Origin of the sequence: Mumia sp., from assembly GCF_028803055.1 — a bacterium.
Lineage (GTDB): Bacteria > Actinomycetota > Actinomycetes > Propionibacteriales > Nocardioidaceae > Mumia.
In genome coordinates this window covers 1-1813 of record NZ_JARBCJ010000331.1, presented here as the reverse complement: position 1 = coordinate 1813, position 1813 = coordinate 1, and the positions used below count along the sequence as shown (strand labels likewise).

General features: G+C 70.5%; 2 protein-coding genes and 1 pseudogene. All 3 read left to right on the top strand.

Annotation, left to right across the window (positions count from 1 at the left end; translation table 11 throughout):
- The coding region (locus tag PV363_RS17695) for a hypothetical protein (protein WP_301023078.1) at positions 1 to 360 on the top strand (360 nt) is incomplete at its 5' end.
- Positions 361 to 442: 82 nt separating this feature from the next.
- Entirely contained in the window at positions 443 to 1372 is a 930-nt protein-coding gene (locus PV363_RS17690) for a MurR/RpiR family transcriptional regulator (protein WP_301023077.1), read from the top strand.
- 13 nt (positions 1373 to 1385) lie between these two features.
- Positions 1386 to 1813 (top strand): annotated as a pseudogene (locus PV363_RS17685) (hypothetical protein); the annotation flags it as partial.

Sequence of the window (1813 nt, the reverse complement as noted above, 5' to 3'; positions counted from 1 at the left end):
GCGATGCTTCTCCGTACGCGGCTCGGGTTCGGCGAGGAGATCGTGCTGACACCGCAGGACGGCCTCGTCACGCGGGCCCGGCCCGACTTCTTCTACCCGCTCGCGACCGGGAGCGGCGTCATTGCCGAGGTCGAACGGGGCGGCACGGTCACGAACAACCACGACCTCAAGGACGTGTGGAAGACGCATGTCGCGCCGGATGCGCAACACCTCTTCCTGATCGTTCCTCAGGCGAACACGCGCGCCGACGGAACCGTTCGGGAGCGCCCGTTCGTCCGCGTCGCCCATCGGGTCGGTGCCTTCTTCGGCGATGCGCGGCGGGAGATCGACGTCACCAGCGCGCACGTGTTCGGCTACTGAGAGCGCGGGCGGGCACGATTGACTCGCTGAGAATCCCTATCGCCCCTTGCGCGTACGACCGCAGCGCGCGATAGTCCTTGTCATGACTGTGACCGGCATCACAGCAGCGACAGACGGGGTCCTCGCCCGAATGCGCATGCTCGTGCCGGACCTGCCCGAGTCGACGCGTCTCACCGCGGAGTGCATCCTCGACGACCCGCACTCCGCGGTAGCGGGGACGATCAGCGATCTCGCCGCCAGCGCCGGCACCTCGACGGGGGCGGTGTCTCGCCTGTGCCGCACGCTCGGTCTCGACGGCTATCCCAGCCTGCGGGTCAGCGTCATCAGGGAGGCGGCCGCGACGGCCTACGGCAGCTGGAACGCCGACATCAGTCGTGAGATCGCCCCCGGCGACTCGCTCGCCGACGTGGCCCGCACCCTCGAGGCGGTCGGCGCCCGCGCCGTGCACTCGACCCTCGCGGGACTCGACCTCGACGCCGTCGCGGCAGCAGCCGGAGCGATCAGCGGCGCGAAGCGCGTCCACGTGTACGCGGTCAGCGGCAGCGGGGTGATGGCCCGTGAGCTCGAGCTCCGGTTGAGCCGTATAGGCATCGCGTGCTGGACGTACGCCGATGTCCACGACGGCCTCGTCGCAGCCGCGCAGCTCGGCGACGGGGACGTCGCGATCGCGATCTCGTACTCGGGAGAGACCGACGAGACGCTCGACATGCTCGCCACCGCACGAGACCACGGCGCACTCACGGTCGCGATCACCGCGGGGCCACGGTCGCGGCTGGCCGCGCTCGCCGACAACGTCCTGGTCACCGTCGCCGAGGCGACGACCTTCCAAGACGGTCCGCTCGCGTCCCGTCACTCCGAGCTCGCTGTCGTCGAGATGCTCTATCTCGCCGTGGGGCAGTACGACTACGACCGCACCGTCCAGCTCCTGTCCGTGACCGAGCGTGCCGTCCGGCCACGCCGACCCGAACGACGCCGCACCCAGACCCGTACCGACATGACCGGCCAACATTGACCCAGGGGGACCCATGACCGCAGAATCCGACCCGCCCGCCGACGGACTCAGTCGCAAGTCCTTCCTCGCACTCGGCGGAGCCCTGGTGGCCGCCGGGGTCGCGTCGCCGTTCGGCGGCGGAGCGGCGAGCGCGACGACCGGAGCCACCACGGCCACCGCGGCCGCCGCTGGTGCCGCCACCGCGGCAGCCGCACTCGCACGCGCTGCGTCGGCCACGACCGGCGGCCCGATCATGAACGACGGGCGGTTCCCGATCGGCCTGTTCTGGCCGCCGCCGCCGACCGAGACGACGGTCGAGCGCTACCGCGAGATCGCCGAGGCGGGCTTCACCTATGTCCACGGTGGCAACTACTCGAACTCCGACGTCCAGATCACGACGCACATGCTGCGGGTCGCCGACGAGGCCGGCGTCTACGTCCTCGTCGAGGACCCCGAGATCAA